This is a genomic window from Moraxella sp., assembly GCF_024227015.1.
Classification (GTDB): Bacteria; Pseudomonadota; Gammaproteobacteria; order Pseudomonadales; family Moraxellaceae; genus Moraxella.
The window spans coordinates 1-1777 of the sequence record NZ_JAAELD010000273.1 but is presented as its reverse complement, the minus strand read 5'-3'; the positions used below and the strand labels follow the sequence as shown (position 1 = coordinate 1777).

Genomic DNA, 1777 nt, shown 5'->3' with positions numbered 1-1777 from the left:
CATTTCTACCCGAGAAGCTGACCCCGACCACGCAGGGCGACTAATGCAAACCTTAACCATCAGCGAACACAACCCCAATACCACCATCACCTTTTATGGTAGCAAAACTGCCCCTGATGTCGCTGTTATAGAAGCTCGCACCTGGGGAGCAGCCAACACTCAAGATACCGCTTTTTTACGCTTAGATAAATTAAAAGGCAATACAACCCTCAAAAGCAATTGCAATTTTAAAAATATATCCATCAGCGAATCAGGTAATGATGATGGCTTTGAGTACGAATCCGGGGCAGAATTGGCATTTCAACAAGCCTATAAACTACCAAAATCCATCTCATCATTTGGTGGTGTTGGCAAGCGAGATTTATTTATGGCAAGCTCACAAGTTGAGACTTATGTCATAACAGGCTCTTTTCAAACCCAAGCCTATACACTCTCTATCATCACACCCGATAAAGCCAAATTAGGTAAATTGATCAACATGTATGGTTGGGATACCAACAAAAACGGCAATGCTGTTAAATGCACAGTGCAGTAGTATGACCCTCAAATGGATTTGGGAGATGTACTCCACCCAAATCCATTTATAAATAGCTAATTGACAAATCCTCTACACAGCCCCAAAAACTCATCAATATACCCCACAGGCATATCAGCAAGCGTATATCGCCATTGTGGGTTTTTGTCTTTATCAATGAGTAATGCCCGTACCCCTTCTTTAAAATCTCCACGCATGACGCAGTTTACCGCAACCTTACGCTCCATGTCGAACATCTCAGCAATGGAACATGGCTTGACCTCATGGTAAATATGCCATGTTAATGCCTTGGTGGTGTCAGAGCCTTTGATGTAGTTTTCAATGGCAGACTTAATGAATTCACTATTACCCTGATAATCACGAAGTGCACGATCCACATCAGCCAGCGACCCTGCATTCATGAGTGCATTGATGTCATGGAAGTCTTTTAGAATTTGACTGTCGTGGTTTGGCATTTGATGGAATTTGGCTAGGATTTGATTGAGCAGTCCATGATGATCGCCCTGCCAGTTGGCAGATGTAAGCGCCTTAATAACATCATCATAGCTGTCTGGTGCGACATAGGCATCCGCAAGCCCTAGATATAAAGCATCCACGCCCGAGAAGCGTGCGCCGGTAAGCCCTAAGAATAGCCCAATCTTACCCATCATACGATTTAAAAACCATGAGCCGCCCGCATCAGGGAATAAGCCAATCGACACCTCAGGCATTGCCATCATGGTCTCACTCGTGACTGCCTTATGACTACATGCCGACAACAACCCCAATCCGCCACCCATGACCACGCCATGACCCCATGCCAAGATTGGCTTGGGATATTCATACAGCATCTGCATGAGCCCGTATTCATGTTCAAAAAATTCCTGAACATCGCTTGGACCTGTCGCCTGTGATAATGTCTTGATGTCGCCGCCAGCACACAATGCCCGCTCGCCTGCACCGCGCAGCACTATGGCTACCACCGTTCCATCATCTCGCCAATCAGTAAAAATCCGCATCATCGCCTTTACCATGTCTAGGCTTTGGGCGTTGAGTGCTTTTGGATTATTTAAAGTGATGATGCCGATGGATCGACCGTCATCGGTGGGCAACTGCTCGGATAGGATTAGATCTGTCATGGTAACTCCTTAATTCATTAATTTATCATTCCTTAGACGAGTTAAGCATATCAAATTTATAACACCCAATCAATCCAATGCTCCGCCAAAAACGTGGCGATTGGTAATTTAAATTTTATATTTT

The 1777-nt window shown here is 44.7% G+C and carries 2 protein-coding genes; one reads left to right on the top strand and one right to left on the bottom strand.

The window, feature by feature from the left end:
- The coding region (locus GY683_RS06395) for a hypothetical protein (RefSeq protein WP_297287952.1) at positions 1-535 on the top strand (535 nt) is incomplete at its 5' end.
- 56 nt (positions 536-591) lie between these two features.
- On the opposite strand, the gene GY683_RS06390 is transcribed toward GY683_RS06395, so the two are convergent.
- A complete protein-coding gene (locus tag GY683_RS06390) occupies positions 592-1653 on the bottom strand; it encodes an enoyl-CoA hydratase/isomerase family protein (protein WP_297287951.1) in 1062 nt (353 codons plus the stop codon).
- Positions 1654-1777: the final 124 nt, after the last annotated feature.